The organism is Bartonella sp. OC68QHHN, assembly GCF_042193875.1.
In the GTDB taxonomy this organism is placed as follows: Bacteria; Pseudomonadota; Alphaproteobacteria; order Rhizobiales; family Rhizobiaceae; genus Bartonella; species Bartonella grahamii_A.
On the sequence record NZ_JBHIME010000023.1, the window covers coordinates 153,013 to 177,590 of the forward strand.

Consider the following 24,578-nt stretch of genomic DNA (forward strand, 5'->3'; position numbering starts at 1 on the left):
CCTTTTATATGAGACTACAGTATTGATCTATGCTTTTGTGTTATCAAAATGTACGCATAAAGAACTTCGAAGTTGGAAATATTCATGGAAAATGTACCGGTAGAAACAGCCTATCGTGTTCTTGCTCGTAAATATCGACCCCAAAACTTCTCTGACCTCATTGGTCAGGAAGCTATGGTGCGTACTCTCACCAATGCCTTTGAAAAAGGTCGGATTGCACAAGCGTGGATGTTAACAGGGATTCGTGGCGTAGGTAAAACCACAACAGCACGTATTTTGGCACGTGCGCTTAATTATAAAACAAAAGATATTGACCAACCAACAACCGTATTAGACTCTCTTGGTGAACATTGCACACAAATTATCGAAGGACGCCATATTGATGTTATAGAAATGGATGCCGCTTCTCATACGGGCATTGATGATATTCGTGAAATTATTGAACAAATACGCTATCGTCCTGTTTCTGCACGTTATAAGGTTTATATTATCGATGAAGTACATATGCTCTCAACACAAGCCTTTAATGGTTTATTGAAAACTCTTGAAGAACCACCGTCCCACGTGAAATTTATTTTTGCCACAACAGAAATTCGCAAAGTTCCTATTACAATCCTGTCGCGTTGCCAACGTTTTGATTTGCGACGTATTGAATCAAAAGCTTTAAGTGCACATTTGCGCCAAATTGCGAAATATGAAAAGGTAGAAGTAGAAGATCAAGCACTCTCTATGATTGCCCGTGCTGCAGAAGGATCTGCACGTGATGCATTATCCATTTTTGATCAAGCGATTGCCCATAGCAATGGCAATGTTAATGCCATTGCGGTGCGTACAATGTTAGGATTAGCGGATCAAGCACGTATTATTGATCTTTTTGAATTTATCATGAAGGGCGATGTTATCAATGCATTACATGAATTACGTAGTCAATATGAGGCAGGTGCAGATCCTCTTACTATATTGACAGAACTAGCCGATTTTAATCATCTGGTCACACGTTTACGTTTTACACCAGAAATAGTGGAAGATTTCTCACTGACTGAAGAACAACGTTTAAGAAGTTTAGACTTTTCAAAAAAACTTTCCGTTCCTGTTTTATCCCGAAACTGGCAAATGTTACTCAAAGGTTTACATGAAGTTAACCAAACTGCACGTCCGCTTCAAGCCGCTGAAATGCTTTTAATTCGTCTTGCTCACACGGCTGACTTACCAACTCTTGATGAAGCTTTAAAAAAGCTTACGCAAGAAAAAACACCTCTCACACTGGTTAAAAACTCTTCTCATCAAGAATCTACAAACGCAAATAATATAACAAAAGAAACAATGATCGAAGCCTATGCTTCCTCGAGTATTTCAAATACATTACCAGATCAATCAGATTTAAAAACATCCTTGAAAAACCAATTAGATCATTCCTTACATCCGGAAAATTTAGTTAAAAATCACACTACTGACAAAATAAACGCCCAAGAAGTAACAGAAACTCTTGAAACTTCTCAATCTATTAATCTTTCTGAAAAGATTGCAAATTTATCGCATTCTGTCACGCAAACAACAGAAAAGATTACTCAACCTAAAACTCTAGTGATTAATTCTTTGCACGATATTGTTCAATTAGCCGAACAGCATAATGACGCTCCTTTCAAACTCCTTGTTAAAGAATTTGTTCATCCTGTTTCTTTTGAAGCTGGGCATATTACCTTAAGACTTTCTGAAAATGCTCCACAATTTCTTGCTCATGATATAGAAAAAAAGATATCTCAATGGACTGAAAAACGCTGGACAATAACTTTTGTTAATGAAGGAGGTGGACCAACCTTACAGGAGGAAAGTATAGCGATTCAAAAGTCTCTTTTTTCCAATGCAGAAACAGATCCTGATATCGCGAAAATCCTCAACCATTTCCCAGAAGCAAAAATTGTCGATATCCGACTCAATAAAGAAGAAAATGACCTTGATTTACTCCCCAATACCTTTAAAAATGCTGATATTTTTAAAAATAAAAATGATATCAATGATGAATAAGGATACCTATTCCTATGCGTGAAATGATGAGCATGATGAAAAAAGCCAAAGAAATGCAAGAAAAAATGCAGAAGATTCAGAAAGAAATAGCTAATCTGCAAGCTACCGGCACTGCAGGGGGTGATCTCGTCAATATCACTTTAAATGGCAAAAATATTATAACAGCAATTCAAATTGATCCTTCATTACTCAAACCTGAGGAAGCTGAAATTCTTGAAGATCTCATTATGGCAGCTTATAATGAAGCAAGAACAAAAATCGAAGTCGCAATAGAAGAAAAAACCAAAAGTATGACGGCAGGGCTACCACTCCCATCAGGTTTCAAACTTCCGTTCTAATGAACTGGATTTTACCTAATCCCTTGGAGTAAGAGTATGTCTAAATACATCGCAGGACCTGAGATTGAGCGTCTTATTCAGCTTTTAGCGCGGATACCAGGTCTTGGCCCTCGTTCGGCACGCCGTGCTGCACTTCATCTCATCAAAAAAAAAGAGGCATTGCTGGAACCTTTAGGAGCAGCAATCCAAGAAGCTGTAGAGAAAGTCTGCATTTGTTCTGTTTGTGGAAATGTCGATACCATTGATCCGTGTTCAATTTGTACAGATTTGCGCCGCGATGATACAACAATTATTGTTGTTGAAGATATTGCTGATCTTTGGGCTCTTGAGCGTGCAAAAACTTTAGCCGCACGTTATCACGTTTTAGGTGGCCGGCTCTCCCCATTAGATGGAATAGGTCCTGATGAACTCAATATCACCTCTTTAATACAGCGTGTCGTACAAAATCCAATTACAGAGATTATTCTAGCCGTGAATGCTACGGTTGAAGGACAAACAACAGCTCACTACATCACTGATCAGCTCACCAATTATTCGGTTAAAATTACACGACTTGCACATGGAGTACCCGTGGGAGGTGAACTGGATTATCTTGATGATGGAACTTTGGCAGCAGCTTTACAGGCAAGGACCAATCTTTAAAACTCGCTTCTAATACCCGTTATCTCTTCTTACTTGCTATTCTTTCTTTTTATGGGGAAAGTATTAAAATGATCAAGAAAAATTTCTCACTTGTAAACAACTTTGGTCCAGGTATTCTAGTATGTTTGCTCATATCAGCCTTAGCTTATGGTTTAGAAGTTGTAGAAAAACAGCTTTTCGCAGAAGCGTGGCTTGAAAGCCTTGTTTTGGCAATTCTCTTAGGATCTATTACTCGTAGTTGTTTGACTTTACCAACATACTTTCAAAAAGGTATCACCTTTTGTGCAAAAACACTTCTTGAAATTGCTATTGTTCTTCTAGGAGCAAGCATTAGTATTAACGCAGTGCTTTCAGCCGGTTGGAATTTACTTGCTAGCATCATATTCGTTATATTCGTAACGATTATCCTTAGCTTTGCCATTGGTCGACTTTTCGGGCTTTCTACAAATTTAGCAATGCTGGTCGCTTGTGGTAACGCCATTTGTGGCAATTCAGCTATTGTCGCTGTTGCGCCTGTTATTAAAGCAAAACATGACGATGTAGCCGCATCAATTGCTTTTACTGCTCTTTTAGGGGTCCTTATTATTTTACTTCTTCCTTTTTTACATCCACTTTTGAATTTATCATTTAGCCAATATGGTGTGCTTGCAGGTATGGTTGTTTATGCTGTACCACAAGTTTTGGCAGCAACAGCATCTGTCTCTTTTGTAAGCGTTCAAATTGCAACAATTGTCAAATTGGTGCGGGTTTTAATGTTAGGTCCTGTTATCTTTACTCTGTCAATCATCTATCGTCGATCAGCACAAACACATTTTCGTCTACATACTCTTGTGCCATGGTTTATCATCGGTTTTATTATCATGATGCTTATCCGCTCAAGTGGGCTCATTCCTGAAACGGCTATAAACCCGATCAGACTTATTGCTCAAGTGCTCACGGTCATTTCAATGGCAGCTTTAGGATTAGGTGTTGATATTTGTTCATTAAAAAAAGCAGGACGGCGGGTTATTTTAGCTTCAACTTCCTCCATACTCCTTCTCGGTGCTTGTAGCCTTATCATGATAAAATTGCTTGATCTGAACCATATAATATTTTGAAATATGCAATTTATTATTTGTTTCAACGGAGCATGCAATCAATCTAAAGGCTCACTAATATTAAAAGCAGTTTTTTTCATAAAATCAGCAACAGTTCTAAAAAACTGCTCATTATTCTATACAAAAAATTGAAAGAGCTGTGATATTAAGTGAAAACTGTCAAAATTGCTTATTAGCTTTTCAGTCCATAATGATTTACAATGACATAATATCAAAATACGTAACTCATGCAAAACAATGCCATTTCTTTCATCTGCTCTCATTACGCTGAAGTTTTTATATAAAGACTGATAGAATATGCTCTTATTTGGAAAAAATGTGAGGTCATGGCTTTCCCCCCTTTTAAATTACTTTTACTTACTATATAATATAAGTGGTGTCATCGTACTATGTGATAGCTTAAAATGTTGTGACAATCCTTACATTTAAACGATTCGTGAAAGGAGTTTTTATTCTTTTCTAAAACAGTTTTTATTCATACGCTAACTCCGCTTGTAATATACAAGCTAATAACTTTAATTGTTTCACCATAAATAGATTTGAAATAAGAGAATCTTACAATACTCGAGGTACTCATTCAAAGAGTGAAAACAAATAAAGATTCAATCAACATCTCGTTCTATCCCATAAAAAGATATTGTTGCTTATTGGCACTAGTAGCTTTCTTACAAATGAAATATACGATAATAAAAAGATTAAAAATACAGCAGGACTTTTGTTTATCGTTTTATTCAACTAAAATATTTTTATGCTTATCCTTGCTATAGATACTGCTTCAATTTATTGTGCTGTTGCGCTCATTCGTCATAAATCTGTTATTGCGCGTATCAATGAGCGCATAAACAAAGGGCATGCTGAAAAACTTATTGGGCAGATTACACAAATAATGACACAAGCCAATATGGCGCTTGATCAAGTTGAGCGTATCGCTGTCAATATTGGACCTGGATCATTTACTGGTGTACGTGTTGGTGTTGCAACAGCGCGCGCTCTGGCATTAGCACTTGAAATACCAGCTGTTGGAGTGAGTGCTCTTGAAGCGTTAGCATCACAAGTAATAAACAGTAAAAGTACAGCATCAGCAATTACTGTTGTCATTGAAGCAGGGAGAGAGATGTTCTACCATCAAAATTTTCATAATGATCTAACACCTTTGGGAACGCCGGGGTTAAAAACAATTGAAAATATCCTCGAAGATTTGCCAAAAAAAACCCGTCTAACTGGCCCAGCTGCTGATGTCGTCGTGGAGCATATTAAAAACCATAAAATAACCGAAAAAATTGTCCTAGAAAAAATCCCCTGCGAAGCGGCTGATATTGTAAACTATGCTTATCTTGCTGCAAACAAACAATCAAAAAATTCGCCTCGCCCACTCTATCTACGCAGTGCTGATGCAAAACAACAAACCAATTTTGCTTTACCACAAAAAAAATAATGACAAAATTTTCATTGACCGAAAAGAATTTTGGAATTGCTCCGCTACAAGTTAATGATAGTGCTCCTCTTCATCAAATTCATCAACATTGTTTTACCCCTTCTTGGAAAAAACAAGCTTTTGATAATTTCTTAACAGATCACTCCATTTTCGGATACAAAGTTTTTCTCATTGATCGCTTTGATCAAATTTTAGGCTTTTGCCTATGCCGTCTCATCCTTGATGAAGCAGAAATCATCACAATTGCTGTTCACCCTCATTATCGTCAACAAGGAATTGGTACCTTTCTTATCGATCGTACAGTTCACCATCTTCATGACAAGGGCGCTATAAAATTATTCTTGGAAGTAGAAGCCACAAACCTTTCTGCTTTGAACCTTTATCAACGCTTTGAATTTCAAAAAATTTCTCAACGTCTTGCCTATTACCCGTCAAAAAATGGTCGTGGTGATGCAATTATCATGCAAAAAACTTTTAAGCAAATAGATTGAGATTTGTGTAAAAAACATTTACACATGCATCATGAATAAAGTAGATCCTAAAAGTACGCCTCCTGTTGCTCCGAAAAAGGTTTTTATCAAAACCTATGGATGTCAAATGAATGTTTATGATAGCCAACGGATAACTGATAGTCTTAGTTCGCAAGGCTATGTGACAACACAAATTCCCAATGATGCCGATCTTATTCTTGTTAATACCTGTCATATTCGTGAAAAAGCAGCAGAAAAACTTTATTCTGATCTCGGTCGTTTGCGCGTTATGCGTCAAGAGCGCACACCTGATAAACCCCTGATGGTTGGTGTAACAGGCTGTGTTGCACAAGCTGAGGGAAGTGAAATCTTGCGCCGTGCTCCAACAGTGGATCTTGTTATTGGTCCGCAAATGTATCATCGCTTGCCACAATTGTTAGAAAAAGCCAAACAAGGAAAAAAAATTATCGAAACAGACTATGCTGTTGAAGATAAATTTGCTCATTTGCCGCCCCATAATAAACATGCAGTAAGGAAACGAGGTGTGAGCGCATTTTTAACAGTACAGGAAGGTTGCGATAAATTTTGCACTTTTTGTGTTGTTCCCTATACACGCGGTGCCGAAATATCACGATCCGTTGAGCAAATTACTGAAGAAGCCCTTCAACTCATCGAAGCGGGCGTCAAAGAAATTACGCTGCTTGGACAAAATGTCAATGGTTGGCATGGACAAAGTGCTGATGGCAAAACTTGGCGTCTTGGCGATCTTCTTTATCATCTTGCAAAACTCGATGGTTTAAAGCGTTTGCGTTACACAACCAGCCACCCACGTGATATGGATGATAGCCTTATTGCCGCGCATCGAGATCTTGATATGTTAATGCCTTACCTCCATCTTCCTGTTCAATCAGGTTCAGATCGCATCTTAAAAGCTATGAACCGCCAACACAAAAGCTCTCATTATCTTCATCTTATCGAAAAAATTCGAACCGCACGACCAGATATTGCCTTTTCAGGCGATTTTATTGTAGGGTTTCCAGGAGAAACAGATGAAGATTTTGAAGAAACCATTAAACTTATTCAACAAGTACAGTACAGTTCAGCTTATTCTTTTAAATATTCCCCCCGTCCTGGAACAGTGGGAGCCACAATGAAAAATCATGTTGATGAATCTATAAAAGATGCCCGACTTCAACATTTACAAGTTCTTCTCCTTGAGCAACAAAATGCGTTTTTGCGTTCTAAAATTGGTCAAACAACTAACGTTCTCATCGAAAAACCTGGACGTCACTCAGGGCAAATGGTAGGACGTTCCCCTTGGCTTTTACCTGTTGTCGTAGATACGGAAGCCTCTACAGGTAGCGTGATAGAAATTCATATTAAGAATACCAGCTCAAACAGTTTTGTTGGTGAAGTGACAAATAGATAAACATGCCTCTAACACCGTGTTCACAATAAATATTTTGGAAAACTCTTTTATTTTAAAAGAAAATGATTACATCTAAAACGTGCACTTTTGTAAAAAATCGTCTTTTATAAAATTTACTTAACAAAATGTACAATATTTATGTAGATATGGAGAATAAGCTGAAAGCTTCAACCGAAAAAATAAAGCGTATTAAAGAAAAAGTAAATATGTCCCTTGAATCGGCTGATACCTTGAAGCAAACAAGCGCTTCAGATCGGGGACAGGTTGTTTTTATTTTCGAAAATAATAAATATGCAAAAGCAGTTTTTGGTAAATTTGACGAAAATCTCGCTTATATCGAAAAAAAACTCGAACTTAGTATTCATCCGCGTGGTAATGAAGTCTTAATCCGTGGAAATCTTTCTGTTATAAAACATGCGCAATATGTATTGCAGCAGCTTTATGAACGTGCCAAAACACATCAAGAGCTTACTTTATCAGATATAAAAGAAGCGCTTGCTATGGCAAATATACCAAAGAAGCAGAAAGAAGACACAATAACACACAAATCTGCAACGAAACGTATACCAGCACGGTTGAGTACCCATAAAAAAATAATTCATGCAAGAACTCCAACACAAGACGCTTACATACGCGCTATGGAGCATACTGAACTTGTGTTTGGTGTGGGACCAGCAGGAACAGGCAAAACGTATCTTGCTGTTGCTCATGCTGCAATGCTTCTAGAACGTGGTATCATTGAGCGAATTATTCTCTCACGTCCAGCTGTTGAAGCTGGAGAACATCTTGGTTTTCTTCCCGGTGATCTCAAAGAAAAAGTCGACCCATATTTACGACCACTTTATGATGCTCTTTATGATATGATGCCCGCTGAAAAAATAGAACGCATTTTAGCTTCTGGTATCATAGAAATTGCTCCTCTTGCCTTTATGCGCGGACGAACACTTGCCCATGCTGCTGTTATTCTTGATGAGGCACAAAATACTACGCCCATGCAAATGAAGATGTTCCTCACACGTCTTGGAGAAGGAACACGTATGATTGTTACCGGTGACGTAAGCCAAATTGATTTGCCTACAGAGCAAAAATCAGGTCTCATTGAAGCAATTCGAATTCTTTCAAATGTAAAAAATATTGCAATTGTGTATTTTGATGAAAAAGATGTTATACGCCATCCACTTGTTGCTGCTATCGTTCGTGCTTATGATCGTGATTCCGAAATACAAAATAAAACAAAATCATTCGCATGCGATGCATTAAAAAATGAATTTGATTCATCATGATTATTATTGATATAATGGTTAAAAGCGCAGGGTGGAATGATGAGAAAATGCTTTATAATATCACTGAAAAAGCATTAATGACAACTATGCATCACGTTTCATTGGCAAATGTTGTAAGCGAGATTAGCCTGCTTTTTACGGATGATGAACATATGGCACAAATCAATGCACAATGGCGCAACAAAAATAAATCTACTAATGTATTATCCTTTCCTGCTTTTCCACTTAAAGCTGGAAATCGACCTGGTCCCATGCTCGGTGATATTATTATTGCGCGAGAAACTGTTGTTCTCGAAGCAGAAAAACAAGGAAAAACATTTCAAGACCATTTAACGCATATGATTGTTCATGGTATCTTGCATCTGCTTGGCTATGACCATGAAACTGATAATGAAGCATATCAAATGGAAAAGCTCGAAAGAGAAATTCTTCAAAAGCTTTCCATAAAAGATCCTTACGCTGAATTGTCTATAAATGATAAAATTTAACTTTTAAAATCAATATTACGAACATACCATTTAAAGCCTCTCATTCACCTAATTATAAAAAGAAAGTTTAGAAGATTTCAAAACCATGACAAACAAAACAAATGCACAAAATAATAGTCAAACATCTTCTAATAATGAAAAAAAAACCTCTCAACAGACGAATCATACAGAAAAATATTCTCTGATGAATCATTTGTTTTCATTCTTACGGGGTCGTAATTGTGTGTCTACATCACTGCGCGATGATCTTACCGTTGCACTCACGACTGACAATGAAAAAGACACTGCCCTCTTCTCACCTGAAGAACGTACTATGCTGCATAATATTTTACGCTTACGTGAAGCACGCGTGGATGATGTTATGATACCACGTTCTGAAATAGAAGCACTGGAAATAAACACTTCACTTGGAGAAGCCCTTAAATGTTTCGCAAAAATTGGTCATTCTCGTATACCTGTTTATGCTGAAACTTTAGATGATCCGCGCGGCATGATTCATATCCGCGATATCCTTAACTATATGACTCGCTTTATTGTCAGCCCAACAAAAACCGAACAGAAATCCGATTTGCTTCAATTAAACCATACAGACTTACATACTCCAATCGGTGAATTGGATCTGATCCGAACTGTTCTCTTTGTTCCTAGTTCTATGCTTGCAAGCAAATTATTAACACGAATGCAAACTACACGAACTCAAATGGCTTTAGTTATTGATGAACATGGGGGAACAGATGGTCTCGTTTCAATGGAGGATATTGTTGAATTGGTCGTTGGTGATATCGAAGATGAACATGATAATGTCGACAATGCTATCGTACGTGAACCAAACAATAAATGGCTCGTTGATGCAAGAACTGAACTAGAAGATGTGGAAAAAGCTCTTGGTCCTGATTTTATCGTAGGAGAATATGGTGATGATGTTGATACTATTGGTGGTTTGATCGTCTCCATTCTTGATCGCATTCCTGCCAAAGGTGAAATTGTCGAAGCTGTACCTGGCTATAGATTTCGTATTTTAGAAGCTGATAAACGCCGGATTAAGCGATTGCGTATTTTTCGCATTCCCAAAAATGAGAATCTTGAGAACAATGCCATCCCTAAAGAATAGTCCAGCGTTTTTAAACAATTTCATCGTTTTTTTGTCCTCTGTTACCGGCTGGAAGCGCCAAGCATGGATATTTCTGTGTGGTGCTCTTACTTCTTTTGCACTTCCACCCTTTTATTTGACACCTCTTTGCTTTTTAACTTTCCCTCTCTTTATTGTTTTACTTGACTCAATACGCGCTGCAAAAAACAATAAAAAATATTTTTTTACTTACGCTTTAAGCTGTGGAACCTTTGGTTTTAGTTATTTTATTTGCGGACTTTGGTGGCTATGCAATGCTTTGTTAACAGATCCAGATTCTTTTGGTTGGGCAGTCCCATTAGCCATTTTAGTTCCTCCACTCTACCTTTCTCTTTATTGGTTTTTTTCTGGTTTCATTGTCAGTTTATTATGGACAAAAGGAATAGCACGCTTTTTTGTTTTAGCCTTTGCATTAGGATTGTCTGAGTGGTTGCGTGCATTTTTATTCACAGGATTTCCATGGAATGCTCTTGGCTATACAGCCATGCCAACCCCAATGTTCATGCAATCTGATGCAATCGTTGGACTTTACGGAATGAATATTCTTGCTGTCTTAGCCTACAGTTTGCCAACTGTTTTATTAACGGATGAAAAAAAGAAAGTAGCACTTTCTCTTTGCTTATCACTTATATTCATTCACAGTGGTTTTGGGTTTTATCGTCTTCATACTATAAAAAACACAGCTGAAAATCAAAAAAGTGCTTATTGGGTGCGCATTGTTCAACCTTCCATCCAACAAAATATAAAATTGCGTGATAATACACGAGAAGCTATATTGGAAGCACATATGAATCTAAGTGCAACGCCAAAAACTGATCAAAATTCAGAACCCGATTTTATCGTATGGCCCGAAGCTTCCGTTCCTTACCTTCTCTATGATAACTCATCTATCACAATGCACATTGCCTCTCTTTTAAAACCTAAACAATGGGCTATTATCGGAGCAATACGAGCCAGCAATAATCTACCTCATTCCCAAACGCAATATTTTAATACAATTGCAGTTATTAATGCTCAAGGTAATATTTTAAATACTTCCGATAAACTTCATTTGGTTCCTTTTGGCGAGTATCTTCCTTATCAAAATTTATTAAAAAAAATTGGATTGCGTACCCTTGCCGATAATATTGGTGGATATAGTGCTGCAAGTGTGCGCAAAATTGTTACAATGCCAAACGGATTTTCTTATCTACCCTTGATTTGTTATGAAGCAATATTTCCCCATGAAATGACTTTTAAAGGCTCTCCGCCTCAAGCAATTATTAATATTACAAATGATGCATGGTTTGGTGTAACACCGGGACCCTATCAACATCTTCAACAAGCACAGCTTCGTGCCGTTGAACTGGGAATCCCCCTCATACGAGCAGCCAATAATGGAATATCAGCTGTTATTGATTCTTATGGACGAATCGTTGTAGCTCTTCAACAAAATGCTGTAGGCATTATTGATTCACAAGTTCCATCATCCATTACCCCTATAGGAAGCAATGAATACAGAACTTTCTCTACTTTTATCTTATTCATCCTTATGCTATTGTGTCGTATTGGTTTTGGTTCTACAAAACAGCTTAAATGATTCAAGAGCCCTTTGTACGGTATTATGTTGCGTGTACCAGTAATATTGGGAAAAAATATTACATATTATTTTAATTATATTGATAAATCAGCTGCGCATAAATATGATGTTGGTTTAGAAGAAAAGTGCTGGAAATAAAGAGTTGCATTATGACCGAAACTAGAAAAAAACCTGACCCTATAGATATCTATGTTGGAACTCGTATCCGTTTACGTCGTAATATTTTAGGACTCACTCAAGAGAAACTAGGTGAAAAATTAGGAATTACTTTTCAGCAAATCCAAAAATATGAAAAAGGAACAAATCGTATTGGTGCCAGTCGTCTTCAAGCGATAGCAGAAATTATGGATGTTCCTGTTTCTTACTTTTTTGATAAAGGTATTACCTCCCAACAAGTAGAGGGTTTTGCTGAAAGTGATCACAATTTTATAGACTTTTGTTCTAGCAGCGAAGGGATTCAGCTCATGCGCGCTTTTACAAATATATCTGATGCTAAAGTGCGTCGAAAAATTATTGACTTGGCAAAAGCACTTTCTGAGGAAGATTTGACAAATAAGCTATAAATTAAAATTATATCTTTTCCCTTTTATTCATATAAATTTGCATTGACGATTTGCTGTAGAATCAGCAAGTCGTGACAACTTTAGTAAGCAATTAATTAAATCGTTGATTTTCTTTTTGAAGGAGTTCCTATGCCGCATCAAGATTATCTTTTTACGAGCGAATCGGTATCGGAAGGACATCCTGATAAAATTTGTGATCGTATTTCCGATGAAATCGTTGATATGATCTATAAAGAAGCTGAAAAAACTGGCACTGATCCATGGTTAATACGCATTGCCTGTGAAACTCTCGTCAGTGTCAACCGTGTTGTTATCGCTGGTGAAGTGCGTGTTCCTGATACGCTATTAAAAAAAGATAAAAATAAAGAATTTATCTATGATGAAACTGGCTTTCCACTCATTAATCCTACACGTTTTCGTACAGCAGCGCGCCGTGCTATTCGTACCATTGGTTATGAACAAGCAGGATTCCATTGGAAAACTGTTAAAATTGATGTTCTTTTGCGCCCTCAATCAGCTGACATAGCAAGAGGGGTTGATAATGCTACGGATCGGCATGGTGAAGAAGGAGCAGGTGATCAAGGCATCATGTTTGGATATGCTTGCCGTGAAACACCTGATTTCATGCCTGCGCCAATTTATTATGCGCATAAAATTCTCAAACTTCTTGCCGCAGCCCGTCATAAAGGAGAGGGAGAAGCTGGAAAATTAGGACCAGATGCTAAAAGCCAAATAACCATACGCTATAAAAATGGAAAACCGATAGAGGTCACATCCATTGTTCTTTCAACGCAGCACCTCGATGAAAGCTGGGATTCCAACAAGGTACGTACAGTAGTTGAACCTTACATTCGTCAAGCTTTACATGACATTCCCATTGCAGCTCAATGCAGTTGGTATATTAACCCAACAGGAAAATTTGTTATTGGTGGTCCTCAAAGCGATGCCGGATTAACAGGACGCAAAATTATTGTTGATACTTATGGAGGCGCAGCACCCCATGGAGGCGGTGCTTTTTCAGGAAAAGATACAACAAAAGTTGATCGTTCTGCAGCCTATGCAGCACGTTATCTGGCTAAAAATATTGTTGCTGCTCATTTAGCAGAGCGATGCACCATTCAACTCTCTTATGCAATCGGTATTGCACAACCTTTATCTATTTATCTTAATCTTCATGGTACAGGAAAAGTCGATGAAAAAGTTATTGAAGCAGCCATCCGCAAAATAATGGACCTTTCACCGACTGGCATTCGAAAACACCTTGACCTCAATAAACCTATTTATGCGAAAACAGCTGCCTATGGTCACTTTGGACGTAAACCAAAACACGATGGTTCGTTTTCATGGGAAAAAACTGATCTCGTGAAAACGCTTCAAACAATGATCCAAATCCCATGATTAAATATAATACACGCAAAAGTGAAGCATTTTTTGGACGCCGACAAGGAAAACAACTTCGAAACAGTCAGCTTGCACGTATAAAAATGCTTCTCCCCAATTTTAATATTGATTTAAATGTCCCTCCTCCCTCAAACCTTACATCCTTATTTTCAAGCAAAGTAAGAGAAATTCGACTTGAAATCGGCTTTGGTGGAGGTGAACATTTACTTCATGAAATGGAATATTTTCCAAAAACCGGTTTTATTGGCGTCGAACCCTTTATCAATGGCATGGCAAAAATATTGTTGTCTCTTGAACAACATCAAAACCATCAAAATCATCTTCGCCTCTATAATGATGATGCTACACGCCTCCTTGATTGGCTCCCTGATAACTCGCTTGATGGAATAGACCTCTTCTATCCTGATCCTTGGCCAAAAAAGAAACACTGGAAACGACGTTTCATCAACATAAAAAATCTTAACCGTTTTGCTCGTGTTCTTAAAATAGGGAAAATTTTTCGCTTTGCTAGCGATATAGATAGTTATGTAAACTGGACTTTGTACCATTGTGCAAAACATGATCACTTTGAATGGGAAGCAGAAAGCCCTCAAGACTGGAAACTCCCTTATCCACTATGGAAAGGAACCCGCTATGAAGCAAAAGCTTTACGCGCAGGACGAACGCCTGCCTATCTTACCTTTATCAAGAAATAAATGATCAAGCGCTTTTCTCATAAACAACTTGAAAAATTTTGAATTTAAGAGTATCAATAGTTAAATTCTTGGTCTTATGATGAAGGGTGGGCCGTTGGACCCGCTCTTTTTTAATATTATAAAACTGATGAAAACAACTTGGATAAAATGTATGAACGAAGCTGAAAAAATAAGCAATCTTGACGAACCACGCCTTTTTGAAGAAGATGATATCGAGGCACAGATTGCTGCTCTTGTCATACCACTACTTAAACCTTTAGGTTTTCGTTTGGTTCGTGTGAAACTTCTTGGTCAAAATGGTTTAACACTTCAAATTATGGTTGAACGTGCTGATGGTTCCATGACTGTGGAAGATTGTGAAACTGTTAGTCGAACTGTCTCCCCCCTCCTTGATGTACAAAATGTTATTGAACGCAAATATCATTTAGAAATCTCATCACCTGGAATTGATCGTCCATTGGTAAGAAAATCTGATTTTTTTCATTGGCAAGGGCATCTTGCAAAAATTGAAACTAAAATAACAATTGATGGGCGCCGAAAATTTCGCGGGACACTTACAAATATCACGCAAGATGGATTTATTTTAAACACTGATAAAGCGGCTTATGGAGAAGCCATGTATACCCCTATTTCCTTTTGTGACATCATAAATGCACATTTAGTGCTTACCGATGAGCTTATTCGCGATGCATTGAAAAAAAATAAAGATTTAGGTCAACAATTGATTGCTGAAGAGAAAGCTAACGACTTTACACAGACGCTCAATTTCAAAAAATAATATCACTGGGAAATACTCATCGTGTGGCACAAAGAAGGAGAAAATTGATGGCTACAAGCACTAACAGGCTTGAGATTCTGCAAATTGCAGATGCTGTTGCACGTGAAAAGTCAATCGACCGTGAAATTGTCATTTCTGCGATGGCTGATGCTATTCAAAAAGCAGCACGTTCTCGTTATGGTCAAGAAACCAATATCCGTGCTGAAATCAATTCTAAAACAGGTGAAATTAAATTACAGCGCCTACTTAAAATCGTTGATGTCATTGAAGACTATACAACGGAAATTACTTTGTCTGATGCTCTCAAACATCAAGCAGAAGCAAAAATTGGTGATTTTTTTGCTGATCTTTTGCCTCCTATGGATTTTGGACGTATCGCAGCACAATCTGCTAAGCAGGTTATTGTACAAAAAGTACGCGACGCAGAGCGTGATCAGCAATATGAAGAATTCAAAAATAAAGTTGGTGAAATTATTTCTGGTACAGTTAAGCGTGTGGAATATGGTAACGTTATCGTTGATCTAGGGCGCGGTGAAGCTATTGTGCGCCGTGATGAATTAATTCCTCGTGAATCATTCCGCTATGGAGATCGTATTCGTGCTTTTGTCAATGATGTACACCGTGAAACGCGTGGACCGCAAATTTTTCTTTCACGCACACATCCCCAATTTATGGTAAAACTTTTCACTATGGAAGTGCCAGAAATTTATGATGGTATTATAGAAATCAAATCTGTTGCTCGTGATCCAGGTTCACGGGCTAAAATCGCCGTTGTTTCACGCGATGGTTCAATTGATCCCGTTGGAGCATGCGTTGGAATGCGAGGAAGTCGTGTACAAGCTGTTGTTGCTGAATTACAAGGCGAAAAAATTGATATTATTCCTTGGTCGCCTGATGCGGCAACGTTTGTCGTTAATGCACTGCAACCTGCTGAAGTTTCTAAAATCATCCTTGATGAAGATGCTGAACGGATTGAAGTTATTGTGCCAGATGATCAACTTAGCCTTGCTATTGGACGACGTGGACAAAATGTTCGCTTGGCTTCGCAACTAACAGGATGGAACATTGATATTTTAACGGAAAAGGAAGAATCTGAAAATCGTCAAAAAGAATTTACTGAACGTAGTAAGTTATTTATGGAAGCCTTAGAGGTTGACGAAATGATCGGACAGGTTATGGCATCAGAGGGTTTTTCTTCAATTGAAGAAATCGCCTATATTGATCTTGAAGAAATCGCTTCTATTGATGGTTTTGACCATGATACCGCCGCTGAAATCCAAAGTCGTGCCCGCGAATATCTTGATCATCAAGAAAAAGAACTTGATGAAAAACGCAAAAAGCTCGGAGTTTCTGACGAATTGCGAACACTTCCTGGAATGACAAGTGCTATGTTGGTTGCTGTAGGTGAGGATGGTGTAAAAACAATAGAAGACTTTGCTGGCTATGCCGTTGATGATTTAGCTGGTTGGAGAGAACGCAAAGAAGGTCAAACACAGAATTTTTCTGGTATTTTAACTCCTTTTGACATTACACGCGCGGATGCAGAAGCTATGGTTTTAGCCGCACGTGTACAAGCAGGCTGGATAGACCAAGCTGATCTTATTACAGAAAATCCTGTAAAAGATAAAAATTCTGCAGAAAATGAAAAAACAGATAATTTGGATGTGGATACACTTTAAATGAATGAACGGACTTGCATTGTGACCAGAAAAAATGCTTCAGCACAAACGCTGATCCGTTTTGTTATTGGTCCTAATAACCAAATTGTTCCTGATCTTAAAGCGAGTTTGCCAGGGCGTGGCGTTTGGATTTCTGCCCACCACGCTGTTATTGAGAAAGCAATCAAACAGAAAGCTTTTCATAGAAATTTTAAAACAGATGTTGAGGTTGCACCAAATCTTGTGCATGTTGTTGATACGCTTTTACTAAAAGCCGCTCTTTCAAGCCTTTCCATGGCACGAAAAGCAGGAGCAATTGTTATGGGAGCAACAAAGGTTGATGCTGCTATCCGCTCTGGTAAAGTTATTCTTGTACTTCATGCTAAAGAAACAACAGAAGATGGGAAACGAAAAATTGCACAGGCCATCCATTCAATACAACAACAAACAAATCGGACTATAAAAACCATATCTTTATTTACTCGTGATGAAATGCGAGTGGCTTTTGGCTCTAATCCTGTAATGCACGCGGCCTTATTGGACACAAAAGCTGCTGAAGGATTTCTCAAAACGACATATAAATTGATCAGCTATCGTGACGACAAGCATAGTAAGCCTAGTGAGATGACGGTACAAGCCGTGAAGGAAGTACAATGAGTGAAAATAACAACGACAAAACAACAGTCAAGAAGACACTAACTCTCAAGCGGTCTGTCTTGGAAACGAGCACGGTCAAACAAAATTTTAGCCATGGCCGTACAAAGGCTGTCGTTGTCGAAACCAAACGGCGTAAAATTACGCGGCCTGATGAAAAAGCTGAAACCCTACAGCCCATTACAAAGCCGCATGTGGCCCCCCAGCGCTCTAAACCGCGTTTTGAGGAAAAAAAACCTCAAGAATCTGTAGCCAAAAGCAATCTTTCATCGACTGAAATGGAAGCGAGACTTCGCGCGTTAGAAGAAGCACATATCCAAGAAAGAATAACACGAGAACAAGCCGAAGAAGAAGCAAGACGCGCTAAAGAGCGTGAAGAAATTTTACAGCAAGAAATTAAAGAAAAAGAACTACATCTCCAAAAAGAAGAAGAAATATCGCCAGTACAGACTTCACCTGTTCCCCCTCTCATTGAACAGACAGATATTCCTATTGCGCCTAAAAATACAACCGTGGTTGAAAAACGCAAAATAGATGAAAATAAAGAGGAAGAACGGCATAGTCGACGTGCTAATCCTGCTAAATCAGAGATACGTGTACCAAAAGTTGTCAAAGGAGCTGATGAGCGGCGACGCGGAAAGCTGACTCTGAATAGTGCATTGGATGACGAAGGAAGCGCACGTGGGCGCTCAATGGCTGCAATGCGGCGTAGACAGGAAAAGTTTAAGCGTGCACAAAATCAAGAACCAAGAGAAAAAATTTCTCGCGAAGTTGTTCTTCCTGAAACGATTACCATTCAAGAGCTCGCACAACGTATGACTGAGCGTTCTGTTGATGTGATTAAATTCTTGATGAAACAAGGACAAATGATGAAACCTGGCGATGTTATTGATGCAGATGTTGCCGAACTCATCGCTGTTGAATTTGGCCATACTGTTAAACGTGTTTTAGAATCTGACGTAGAGGAAGGTATCTTTAATATAACAGATAATCCTCAAAACATGCAGCAACGCCCCCCTGTTGTAACCATTATGGGCCATGTTGACCACGGAAAAACTTCTCTTTTGGATGCTATTCGTAAAGCAAATGTTGTTTCTGGCGAAGCAGGAGGTATTACGCAGCATATTGGTGCCTATCAAGTAGAACAAAACGGTCAAAAAATTACCTTTATTGATACACCAGGGCATGCTGCGTTTACGGCTATGCGTGCACGTGGAGCTCGTGTTACCGATATTGCTGTTCTCGTTGTAGCCGCTGATGATAGTGTTATGCCACAAACGATTGAATCAATCAATCATGCGAAAGCCGCTGGTGTACCTATCATTGTTGCTATCAACAAAATTGATAAACCAGCTGCGAATGCACAAAAAGTGCGTACAGAACTTCTACAACATGAAGTGTTTGTTGAAACTATGGGCGGAGAAACTTTGGACGTTGAAGTTTCTGCTAAAACTGGTCAAAACCTTGATAAACTTCTCGAAGCTATCCTTCTTCAGGCTGAAATGCTTGATCTGAAAGCAGATTCTCAACGAACTGCAGAGGGCGTTATCATTGAAGCCAAATTGGATCGCGGACGTGGATCTGTTGCAACAGTTCTTGTTCAAAAAGGTACATTACACCCTTCTGATATTATAGTTGCTGGAAATGAATGGGGTCGTGTGCGTGCTTTGATTGACGACCATGGCCGCCATGTCAAAGAAGCGGTTCCCTCTACACCGATTGAAATTTTAGGCATGCAAGGAACACCACAAGCCGGAGACCGTTTTGCTGTTGTCACACATGAAGCAAAAGCACGTGAAATTTCTGAATACCGTCAACGATTAGCGCGTGATAAAGCTGTTGCGCGGCAAACTGGTTCGCGTGGTTCTCTTGAACAGATGATGACAAAATTGCAAACGACTGGTGTTAAGGAATTTTCTCTTATTATAAAAGGGGATGTGCAAGGATCAATTGAAGCAATCGCTTCAGCATTGGAAAAACTCGGAAATGATGAGGTTCGTGCGCGTATTGTACATTCTGGTGCTGGAGGAATTACCGAAAGTGATATTTCTCTTGCGGAAGCTTCTAACTCTGCTGTAATTGGTTTTAATGTTCGAGCCAATAAGCAGGCACGTGATTTTGCTAAAACACAAGAAATTGAAATTCGTTATTACAACATCATTTATGATCTTGTTGACGATATAAAGGCTGCCATGTCTGGATTACTCTCACCAGAACAGCGTGAAACTTTCCTTGGTAATGCTGAAATTCTAGAAGTCTTTAACATTACAAAAATTGGAAAAGTTGCAGGATGTCGTGTTACAGAAGGTAAAATAGAACGAGGAGCCGGTGTTCGCCTTATCCGCGATAATATCGTTATTCACGAAGGAAAGCTGAAAACACTCAAACGCTTTAAGGATGAAGTCAATGAAGTGCAAAGTGGTCAAGAATGTGGAATAGCCTTTGAAAATTATGAAGACATACGCGCAGGAGACATTATTGAGACCTTCCGTATCGAACATATTAATCGCACATTATAGAATAATCCAATAACTTTACTCTGTTGTAAAATGAGGAAAGTTATTAGGTTTTATACACAATATCTCTTTTCCCTTATCTAAATGGTCCAAAAAAGAGATCTTGTAGCAAGGATAAAACTTTGATGAAAAATGCAAGGCCATCACAACGGCAACTCAGAGTAGCAGAGCAAGTACGTCATGCAATAGCGCATATATTACAGCGTGATATTTTGCTTGATGATATCTTGAAAGATATTGTTATTTCTGTCTCTGAAGTACGCATGTCACCAGATTTAAAAATTGCGACTTGCTTTGTATCACCTCTCAGCACTCTTAAAAATGCTTCTCATACCGATGTTGTTGATACCCTCAATAAACATTGTCGTTTTCTCCGTGGAGAAATCAGTCATGCATTGCGACAAATGAAATATATACCAGAACTGCGTTTCCGACTTGATAATAGTTTTGATAATTTTTCAAAAATTGATGCCCTCCTTCGCTCGCCTGAGGTTGCACGCGATCTTCACCATAGTGATAAAGATGAGGATTAAGGATATGGCGCGGCAACACAAAAAAAAAGGGCGTCCTGTTTCTGGCTGGGTCATATTTGATAAACCAAAAGGAATGAAATCAACAGAAGCTGTCTCACAAATAAAATGGCTCTTTCATGCACAAAAAGCAGGACATGCGGGTACGCTTGATCCTCTTGCTTCTGGTCTCCTTCCCATTGCATTGGGCGAAGCAACCAAAACCGTCCCTTACGTGATGCAAGGCAAAAAAACTTACCGTTTTCATATTGCTTGGGGACAAGAGCGTTCAACAGATGATCTAGAGGGAAAAATAACGAAAACTTCTCTCAAACGTCCAACACAAGAGGAAATACTTGCTCTTCTTCCTCGATATACAGGTGTTATTTTGCAAACGCCTCCACAATTTTCAGCAATCAAAATTGCCGGAAATCGTGCCTATGATTTAGCGCGTGAAGGAGAAATTGTTGAAATTCCGCCCCGTGAAGTCGAAATAGAAACTTTCAAGTTATTAGAAATGCCTACCAAAGAGCACTCTGTCTTTGAAATAACCTGCGGTAAAGGAACTTATGTGCGCTCTTTAGCACGCGATATGGGACGTGATCTAGGTTGCTATGGGCATATTTCTGATTTAAGACGTATCGCAGTAGCACCTTTTGATGAAGAAGATCTCATTACATGGGACGAACTAAAAGCGACCATTCCGCCAAATAAAAATACTACAGATGAAAATAATTGTTCTTTTGAAAAAAACTTCACAACACTCGATGAGCTCTTAATTGAAACAAGCGCCGCATTGGATTGCCTCCCTCACTATATCCTTAATGAAACTCAAGCGCAGAGAATTATAAAGGGGCATTCTATCCTCTTGAGTCATCACAAAGTACCTCTTGATGAAGATGAGATTTTTGTCCTCTATAAGGAACAACTTCTTGCCATTGGCACCCTCGATAAAAGTTTATTTAAACCGAAGCGGATTTTCACAATTTAATCGATTCTTTTCCACACCCACCTTTTGCGGAAAGATATTTTTCTCTATCAATTAAGAAAAATATGGTGCTTTTCATTGTCTATATTTACCGTATTCATCTCAAAATTTAAGTCAATGCTATAAGCTAATACCACCACACACTTTTTCCTCTTAATGTCGCAACAATCCTTGCATTTAAAAAAATTCATAAGAGGTTTTTTATTTCTTTTTCAATCGTTTTTTACTCACACTTTAGCCCTCGTTTGTAATGTGCAAGCGAAGATTTGGACTGATTTACTCTAAATAGATTTGAAACGAGAAAAGCTTAAGACTTTCAGGACTATCATTTAACATGAAAAATTACAAATAACCATTATAAATCAACTTATTAACTATTGAAGCAGCAATTTTTTGTTATGATTATGCTAACAAATTGATCGAAATAATATTAACATATTTAATATTTTACAAAAATTGTTTTAACCCTAAGGGAGATGATCAGAGGAGACTTTTAAAAGCATCTCATTGGCTTGGGGTATTGTTTGGCGTTCAATCATACGGTGCACTCTTATGCCATTAGGAGCACAATTTAAATGACGCAAACGCTTATTAACTTCTGCATCCGCTTTTGTACGACGATGATTATGGCGTAAATAATCTACCCATGTTGGCATATGATAAGCCTCTGTCCAATATTCAGGTCTTTCAAGATCTCGTAAAAGGACCCACTGACGCGCACCATCACGTAACCGAATATGGCGTCGACGCGTCATCACTTTGAGAAACTCTTCGAGATCATTTTCATGAATTTGATAATCAATCATTATCATGATCGGGCCACTTCTTGCTTTGAGGTCGAGTAATAGTTCCGGCTCTCTAAAATGATCAAGAGGATTTAAATCTATCTGAGGAATTTCTTGAATTCTAAATTTTACCCCCGCAAGAGCACCAAAAATCAAGAATAGAGAACAAACACTCAAAGCAATTGTTGGAGAATAACCATCAGCTAAACCTCCCCAGATTGCACTTCCAATAGCCATCCCCCCATAAGACGCCGTTTGATAAAGTGCTAAAGAACGTGCAACAACCCAGCGTGGTGTAGAGAGTTGTACAGATGTATTAAACAATGATAATGCCAAAACCCAACATAAACCTGCAGGAAATAAAGCAATATGGCTTATAATCAGTGAACGGCTGATTCCCAATAAAAAGCAAGAAAAGGCGAAACCAATAAATGCACTTGCAATAATTGTTTCTGAACGAAAATGATGCCGTACAACTGCATTAATAATACCTGCTGTCATGGCTCCTAACCCAAAACAACCGAGCAATGTACCATAAAGAAGGGCGTTTCCTCCAAGAACTTTATGCGCAACAATTGGCAAAAGTGCTAAAATAGAAATTGCTCCTATACCAAAAAGAAACGCTCGAACCATAATACTCAGGAGATTAGGTGACATCGCAACATAACGTAAACCATCTGAGACAGCTCCTAACAGCCTTTCTCGTGGCAATGAGTTGTTTTCATAATTAGACTTCCAGAAAAATAACGCACCAATAAGAGGAACATAGCTTATAGCATTAAACAAAAAAGCAGCCGATGCCCCCAAAGTTGCAATGATAGCACCACCAATAGCAGGACCAACACTCCGCATCAAATTAAAGCCGACACTATTCAAACTAACAGCAGCAGGAATATTTTCCCTGCTCACAATATCTCCTATCGTTGCTTGCCAAGAAGGATTATAAAAAGCTGTGCCACATCCAATCAAAAACGTAAAACATAATAAAAGCCAAGGTGTTAGAAATCCCATATAGGCTAAAACAGATAAACTTATTGATATGACCATCATCATAATCTGCGCACACAACATAATTTGACGCCGATTAAAATTATCAGCTAATGCCCCTGCCATCAAAGAAAACATAACAAGTGGTAATGTTGTGGCACTTTGAACAAGCCCAACCATGGAATGCGAAGAACTAATCAACGCCATTAACCATCCTGCTCCAACAGCCTGTATCAGCCCTCCTAAATTAGAAATAAGAGTAGATGACCATAAATTTCGAAATACCGAATTACGAAAAAGTTTTAATGTTGAAATGCTCTGCATCTTTTTCCTCCAAATCGGTATTTATCACTTTTGTTACCACACACGCGCTCATAATCTTTGTATCAAAAGGATGCATAATTCTTTAAAAAACTTCTCATAAAACTCTATTTAAATCAATATTTCAAAACAAAAGCTTTTATTTAAAGAAAGACTTCAAAATGCTGTCAAGGACTAGTATTTTAACCTTCTTTCCTATATAAGGACGAAAACAGGTAAGAGTCATTAGACTCTTCTTGTTTCTTCACAGACCCTTGCTGAACGACATCTCGGCTATGGGTGGCTTTATGTTTCTTCGTTTTTGGAAAGGATAATACGATGTCGATTACAGCTGAACGTAAACAAGCTCTTGTCGCAGAATACGCAAACAAAGTTGGTGATACAGGATCACCAGAAGTACAGATTGCTGTACTTTCTGAACGTATTTCTAATTTAACAAACCACTTTAAATCTCACAAAAAGGATAATCATTCTCGTCGTGGTCTTTTGAAGATGGTGTCGCAACGCCGGCGTCTTCTTGATTATCTTAAAGGAGTTGACCAAAATCGTTATCAGACACTTATCAGGAAGTTAGGTTTGCGTCGCTAAAAGAAAAATGGAGGTGGTGTTTAAAAAAACCACCCATTTTTTCAACGTATTGCTTTTAATTAAAAATTTTAAAAACTGATAAGTTATTATGGGATAGGACTGCTCATCGTTTCGCATTTAAGGCAGTTTACTTCTTTCTTCTCGCAATAAAGATAAAAAATATGTTGTCCACCCCAGAGCTTAGAAATATGCTACGCAAAGCCAGAATGTGAGCAATCAA

General features: G+C 38.3%; 22 protein-coding genes. 21 read left to right on the top strand and 1 reads right to left on the bottom strand.

Annotation, left to right across the window (positions count from 1 at the left end):
* The first annotated feature begins 84 nt into the window (after positions 1 to 84).
* The 20 genes from ACFIJ0_RS03390 (at position 85) to truB (ending at position 21,680) form a co-directional block, all read left to right on the top strand.
* Entirely contained in the window at positions 85 to 2,025 is a 1,941-nt protein-coding gene (locus ACFIJ0_RS03390; protein WP_375624614.1) for a DNA polymerase III subunit gamma/tau, read from the top strand.
* A gap of 14 nt (positions 2,026 to 2,039) precedes the next feature.
* Positions 2,040 to 2,363, top strand: a complete 324-nt coding sequence (locus tag ACFIJ0_RS03395; protein ID WP_375624615.1) for a YbaB/EbfC family nucleoid-associated protein — start codon at positions 2,040 to 2,042, stop codon at positions 2,361 to 2,363.
* A gap of 36 nt (positions 2,364 to 2,399) precedes the next feature.
* Positions 2,400 to 3,005, top strand: a complete 606-nt coding sequence (gene recR / locus ACFIJ0_RS03400) for a recombination mediator RecR (protein ID WP_375624616.1) — start codon at positions 2,400 to 2,402, stop codon at positions 3,003 to 3,005.
* 68 nt (positions 3,006 to 3,073) lie between these two features.
* On the top strand, positions 3,074 to 4,102 hold the full coding sequence (locus ACFIJ0_RS03405) for a YeiH family protein (protein ID WP_375624617.1): 1,029 nt from the start codon (positions 3,074 to 3,076) through the stop codon (positions 4,100 to 4,102).
* Positions 4,103 to 4,850: 748 nt separating this feature from the next.
* Complete coding sequence (gene tsaB / locus ACFIJ0_RS03410) at positions 4,851 to 5,537, top strand: tRNA (adenosine(37)-N6)-threonylcarbamoyltransferase complex dimerization subunit type 1 TsaB (protein WP_375624618.1); 687 nt, start codon at positions 4,851 to 4,853, stop codon at positions 5,535 to 5,537.
* On the top strand, positions 5,537 to 6,028 hold the full coding sequence (gene rimI / locus ACFIJ0_RS03415; protein WP_375624619.1) for a ribosomal protein S18-alanine N-acetyltransferase: 492 nt from the start codon (positions 5,537 to 5,539) through the stop codon (positions 6,026 to 6,028). Before tsaB ends, rimI begins: the two co-directional genes overlap by 1 nt.
* 31 nt (positions 6,029 to 6,059) lie before the next feature.
* Positions 6,060 to 7,436, top strand: a complete 1,377-nt coding sequence (miaB, locus tag ACFIJ0_RS03420) for a tRNA (N6-isopentenyl adenosine(37)-C2)-methylthiotransferase MiaB (RefSeq protein ID WP_375624620.1) — start codon at positions 6,060 to 6,062, stop codon at positions 7,434 to 7,436.
* Positions 7,437 to 7,561: 125 nt separating this feature from the next.
* The gene (locus tag ACFIJ0_RS03425) at positions 7,562 to 8,719 is read left to right on the top strand and encodes a PhoH family protein (protein ID WP_375624621.1); all 1,158 of its coding nucleotides are present in this window, start codon (positions 7,562 to 7,564) and stop codon (positions 8,717 to 8,719) included.
* Entirely contained in the window at positions 8,716 to 9,207 is a 492-nt protein-coding gene (gene ybeY, locus ACFIJ0_RS03430; protein WP_375624622.1) for an rRNA maturation RNase YbeY, read from the top strand. The genes ACFIJ0_RS03425 and ybeY overlap by 4 nt, the downstream gene beginning before the upstream one ends.
* 85 nt (positions 9,208 to 9,292) lie before the next feature.
* Positions 9,293 to 10,318: a hemolysin family protein gene (locus tag ACFIJ0_RS03435; RefSeq protein WP_375624623.1), complete on the top strand. Its 1,026-nt coding sequence runs from the start codon at positions 9,293 to 9,295 to the stop codon at positions 10,316 to 10,318.
* The gene (lnt, locus tag ACFIJ0_RS03440) at positions 10,281 to 11,915 is read left to right on the top strand and encodes an apolipoprotein N-acyltransferase (protein WP_375644112.1); all 1,635 of its coding nucleotides are present in this window, start codon (positions 10,281 to 10,283) and stop codon (positions 11,913 to 11,915) included. Before ACFIJ0_RS03435 ends, lnt begins: the two co-directional genes overlap by 38 nt.
* Positions 11,916 to 12,064: 149 nt before the next feature.
* Positions 12,065 to 12,478, top strand: coding sequence for a helix-turn-helix domain-containing protein (locus tag ACFIJ0_RS03445; protein ID WP_012754634.1), 414 nt, complete (start codon positions 12,065 to 12,067; stop codon positions 12,476 to 12,478).
* Positions 12,479 to 12,607: 129 nt separating this feature from the next.
* Entirely contained in the window at positions 12,608 to 13,876 is a 1,269-nt protein-coding gene (metK, locus tag ACFIJ0_RS03450) for a methionine adenosyltransferase (RefSeq protein ID WP_375624625.1), read from the top strand.
* Positions 13,873 to 14,574 (top strand): tRNA (guanine(46)-N(7))-methyltransferase TrmB, encoded by a 702-nt coding sequence (locus ACFIJ0_RS03455; protein WP_375624626.1) that lies wholly within the window; start codon positions 13,873 to 13,875, stop codon positions 14,572 to 14,574. The genes metK and ACFIJ0_RS03455 overlap by 4 nt, the downstream gene beginning before the upstream one ends.
* Positions 14,575 to 14,701: 127 nt before the next feature.
* Complete coding sequence (rimP, locus tag ACFIJ0_RS03460) at positions 14,702 to 15,352, top strand: ribosome maturation factor RimP (RefSeq protein WP_375624908.1); 651 nt, start codon at positions 14,702 to 14,704, stop codon at positions 15,350 to 15,352.
* A 47-nt stretch (positions 15,353 to 15,399) separates the two neighbouring features.
* Positions 15,400 to 17,031 (top strand): transcription termination factor NusA, encoded by a 1,632-nt coding sequence (nusA, locus tag ACFIJ0_RS03465; protein WP_375644111.1) that lies wholly within the window; start codon positions 15,400 to 15,402, stop codon positions 17,029 to 17,031.
* Positions 17,032 to 17,667, top strand: a complete 636-nt coding sequence (locus ACFIJ0_RS03470; RefSeq protein ID WP_375624628.1) for an RNA-binding protein — start codon at positions 17,032 to 17,034, stop codon at positions 17,665 to 17,667. It abuts the gene before it with no gap.
* Positions 17,664 to 20,183 carry a translation initiation factor IF-2 gene (infB, locus tag ACFIJ0_RS03475; protein WP_375624629.1) on the top strand — a complete coding sequence of 840 codons (2,520 nt, stop codon included), beginning with the start codon at positions 17,664 to 17,666 and terminating at the stop codon, positions 20,181 to 20,183. The genes ACFIJ0_RS03470 and infB overlap by 4 nt, the downstream gene beginning before the upstream one ends.
* A gap of 122 nt (positions 20,184 to 20,305) precedes the next feature.
* Entirely contained in the window at positions 20,306 to 20,713 is a 408-nt protein-coding gene (gene rbfA, locus ACFIJ0_RS03480; protein ID WP_375624630.1) for a 30S ribosome-binding factor RbfA, read from the top strand.
* 4 nt (positions 20,714 to 20,717) lie between these two features.
* Complete coding sequence (gene truB, locus ACFIJ0_RS03485; RefSeq protein ID WP_375624631.1) at positions 20,718 to 21,680, top strand: tRNA pseudouridine(55) synthase TruB; 963 nt, start codon at positions 20,718 to 20,720, stop codon at positions 21,678 to 21,680.
* A gap of 464 nt (positions 21,681 to 22,144) precedes the next feature.
* Here the strand turns inward: truB and ACFIJ0_RS03490 are convergent, their stop codons facing one another.
* On the bottom strand, positions 22,145 to 23,773 hold the full coding sequence (locus tag ACFIJ0_RS03490) for an MFS transporter (RefSeq protein WP_375624632.1): 1,629 nt from the start codon (positions 23,771 to 23,773) through the stop codon (positions 22,145 to 22,147).
* A 315-nt stretch (positions 23,774 to 24,088) separates the two neighbouring features.
* On the opposite strand from ACFIJ0_RS03490, the gene rpsO reads away from it, so the two are divergent.
* Positions 24,089 to 24,358 carry a 30S ribosomal protein S15 gene (gene rpsO, locus ACFIJ0_RS03495; protein ID WP_375624633.1) on the top strand — a complete coding sequence of 90 codons (270 nt, stop codon included), beginning with the start codon at positions 24,089 to 24,091 and terminating at the stop codon, positions 24,356 to 24,358.
* The last annotated feature ends 220 nt before the right edge of the window (positions 24,359 to 24,578 follow it).

What these genes read in the sequence shown, in the direction of transcription:
- ACFIJ0_RS03395 (WP_375624615.1), top strand. Translation starts at nt 2,040, where the DNA reads ATGCGTGAAATGATGAGCATGATGAAAAAAGCCAAAGAAATGCAAGAA.
- ACFIJ0_RS03405 (WP_375624617.1), top strand. Translation starts at nt 3,074, where the DNA reads ATGATCAAGAAAAATTTCTCACTTGTAAACAACTTTGGTCCAGGTATT.
- ACFIJ0_RS03470 (WP_375624628.1), top strand. Translation starts at nt 17,032, where the DNA reads ATGAATGAACGGACTTGCATTGTGACCAGAAAAAATGCTTCAGCACAA.
- ACFIJ0_RS03425 (WP_375624621.1), top strand. Translation starts at nt 7,562, where the DNA reads ATGTACAATATTTATGTAGATATGGAGAATAAGCTGAAAGCTTCAACC.
- ACFIJ0_RS03455 (WP_375624626.1), top strand. Translation starts at nt 13,873, where the DNA reads ATGATTAAATATAATACACGCAAAAGTGAAGCATTTTTTGGACGCCGA.
- ACFIJ0_RS03390 (WP_375624614.1), top strand. Translation starts at nt 85, where the DNA reads ATGGAAAATGTACCGGTAGAAACAGCCTATCGTGTTCTTGCTCGTAAA.
- rbfA (WP_375624630.1), top strand. Translation starts at nt 20,306, where the DNA reads ATGAAAAATGCAAGGCCATCACAACGGCAACTCAGAGTAGCAGAGCAA.
- rpsO (WP_375624633.1), top strand. Translation starts at nt 24,089, where the DNA reads ATGTCGATTACAGCTGAACGTAAACAAGCTCTTGTCGCAGAATACGCA.
- lnt (WP_375644112.1), top strand. Translation starts at nt 10,281, where the DNA reads ATGAGAATCTTGAGAACAATGCCATCCCTAAAGAATAGTCCAGCGTTT.
- ybeY (WP_375624622.1), top strand. Translation starts at nt 8,716, where the DNA reads ATGATTATTATTGATATAATGGTTAAAAGCGCAGGGTGGAATGATGAG.
- ACFIJ0_RS03445 (WP_012754634.1), top strand. Translation starts at nt 12,065, where the DNA reads ATGACCGAAACTAGAAAAAAACCTGACCCTATAGATATCTATGTTGGA.
- rimI (WP_375624619.1), top strand. Translation starts at nt 5,537, where the DNA reads ATGACAAAATTTTCATTGACCGAAAAGAATTTTGGAATTGCTCCGCTA.
- ACFIJ0_RS03490 (WP_375624632.1), bottom strand. Translation starts at nt 23,773, where the DNA reads ATGCAGAGCATTTCAACATTAAAACTTTTTCGTAATTCGGTATTTCGA.
- ACFIJ0_RS03435 (WP_375624623.1), top strand. Translation starts at nt 9,293, where the DNA reads ATGACAAACAAAACAAATGCACAAAATAATAGTCAAACATCTTCTAAT.
- tsaB (WP_375624618.1), top strand. Translation starts at nt 4,851, where the DNA reads ATGCTTATCCTTGCTATAGATACTGCTTCAATTTATTGTGCTGTTGCG.
- miaB (WP_375624620.1), top strand. Translation starts at nt 6,060, where the DNA reads ATGAATAAAGTAGATCCTAAAAGTACGCCTCCTGTTGCTCCGAAAAAG.
- nusA (WP_375644111.1), top strand. Translation starts at nt 15,400, where the DNA reads ATGGCTACAAGCACTAACAGGCTTGAGATTCTGCAAATTGCAGATGCT.
- recR (WP_375624616.1), top strand. Translation starts at nt 2,400, where the DNA reads ATGTCTAAATACATCGCAGGACCTGAGATTGAGCGTCTTATTCAGCTT.
- truB (WP_375624631.1), top strand. Translation starts at nt 20,718, where the DNA reads ATGGCGCGGCAACACAAAAAAAAAGGGCGTCCTGTTTCTGGCTGGGTC.
- infB (WP_375624629.1), top strand. Translation starts at nt 17,664, where the DNA reads ATGAGTGAAAATAACAACGACAAAACAACAGTCAAGAAGACACTAACT.
- rimP (WP_375624908.1), top strand. Translation starts at nt 14,702, where the DNA reads ATGAAAACAACTTGGATAAAATGTATGAACGAAGCTGAAAAAATAAGC.
- metK (WP_375624625.1), top strand. Translation starts at nt 12,608, where the DNA reads ATGCCGCATCAAGATTATCTTTTTACGAGCGAATCGGTATCGGAAGGA.